Annotated in this window: 1 protein-coding gene; it reads right to left on the reverse strand. The window is 71.1% G+C overall.

Features of this window, described 5'->3' with window-relative positions; genetic code table 11:
- On the reverse strand, window positions 1–2,024 hold a 2,024-nt coding region (locus tag G6024_RS12380; protein ID WP_159148830.1), incomplete at both ends, for an Rne/Rng family ribonuclease.

The following is a 2,024-nucleotide window of genomic DNA, read 5'->3' on the forward strand; positions in this document are numbered from 1 at the left end:
GCGCGGGGCCGTCCTTGCGCGCGGCCTGCTTGGGCGCGGGCGCCTCGGACTCCCCCGAGCCCTTGCCGTTGCCACCCTTGCGACGGCCGCGGCGGCCACCGGGCTCGTCGGCGTTGTGCGACTCGGTGTGCAGGGGGTCCGCGTGCACGATCAGCCCGCGGCCCTGGCAGTGCTCGCACGGGGTGGAGAACGCCTCGACCAGCCCGGTACCGAGCTTCTTGCGGGTGAGCTGCACCAGCCCCAGTGACGTGACCTCGGAGACCTGGTGGCGGGTGCGATCGCGCCCCAGCGCCTCGGTGAGGCGCCGCAGCACGAGGTCGCGGTTGGACTCGAGCACCATGTCGATGAAGTCGATGATCACCATCCCGCCGACGTCGCGCAGGCGCAGCTGGCGGACGATCTCCTCGGCGGCCTCGAGGTTGTTCTTGGTGACGGTCTCCTCGAGGTTGCCGCCGGAGCCGGTGTACTTGCCGGTGTTGACGTCGATGACGGTCATCGCCTCGGTGCGGTCGATCACCAGCGAGCCGCCGGAGGGCAGCCACACCTTGCGGTCGAGCGCCTTGGCCAGCTGCTCGTCCACACGATAGGTGGCGAACACGTCCACATCCGGGTTGTCGTACCGCTCCACGCGCTCCGTCATCTCGGGCGCGACCCGCGAGACGTAGTCGTGCACCGTGTCCCAGGAGGTCTCGCCCTGGATGACGAGCTTGGAGAAGTCCTCGTTGAACAGGTCGCGGACGACCTTGACCAGCAGGTCCGGCTCCTCGTACAGGGACACGGGCGTGCCGGCCCCGGAATCGGTGCGCTTGGCGGCAGCCTCCGAGATCTCGGTCCACTGGGCGGCCAGGCGCTCGACGTCGCGGCCGATCTCCTCCGCGCTGACGCCCTCGGCGGCGGTGCGGATGATCACGCCGGAGCCCTCCGGCACGACCTCCTTGAGGATCGCCTTGAGGCGGCGACGCTCGGTGTCGGGCAACTTGCGCGAGATGCCGGTGGAGTTGCCGTCCGGTACGTACACGAGGAAGCGCCCGGCCAGCGAGATCTGCGTGGACAGGCGGGCACCCTTCTGCCCGATCGGGTCCTTGGTGACCTGCACCAGCACCATGTCGCCGGACTTGAGTGCCTGCTCGATCCGCCGGGCCTTGCCGCCGAGCCCGGCGGCCTCCCAGTTGACCTCGCCGGCGTACAGGACGCCGTTGCGGCCGCGCCCGATGTCGACGAACGCCGCCTCCATGCTGGGCAGCACGTTCTGCACACGGCCGAGGTAGACGTTACCGACCATCGAACGCGCCGATTCGGTGGTGACGAAGTGCTCCACGAGGACCTTGTCCTCGAGCACGCCGACCTGGGTCATGACGCCCTTGCCGTCGCCGCGCTGCTTCTCACGGACCACCATGACTCGGTCCACGGCCTCGCGGCGGGCGAGGAACTCGGACTCGGAGAGGATCGGCTGGCGACGACGACCGGCCTCGCGGCCGTCGCGGCGACGCTGGCGCTTGGCCTCGAGCCGCGTGGAGCCGGTGATGCCCTGGACCTCGTCGGACGACGTACCCGAGCCCTGTCCCCCGCGTCCGGAGCGACGGCGGGCCTCGCGTTCGTGGACCTCGGTCTGGGGCGGGTCATCGTTGGACGTCTGGGTGTCGTCGGAGCCGGAGCCCCCACTGCGACGACGACGACGGCGACGGCGCCTCGAACCCGACGGACCGTTCCCCGAGTCGTCCGAATCATCACCGTCGGCGTCACCCGGACCGGACTGCCCGTCGGAGTCGTCGGCGGACCGGTCGTCGGTCTCGCCGGCGGAATCGGAACGAGCGTCGGAGCTCCCGTCATCGCTGCCGGAGGTCTCGTCCGGGTCGCTGTCGCGCGGGTCGCTGCCGCGCTGGTCGTCGCCGCGCGGGTCGCTGTCGCGCTGGTCGTCGCCGCGCTGGTCTCCGTCGTCCGACGACTCGGTCCCGGTGTTCTCACCGTTCTGGTCGTCGCCGGCCTCGCCGCGCCCGCGCCCACGTCCGCGACGGCCCCGACGG

The organism is Dietzia maris, from assembly GCF_014144855.1.
Taxonomy (GTDB): Bacteria; Actinomycetota; Actinomycetes; order Mycobacteriales; family Mycobacteriaceae; genus Dietzia; species Dietzia kunjamensis.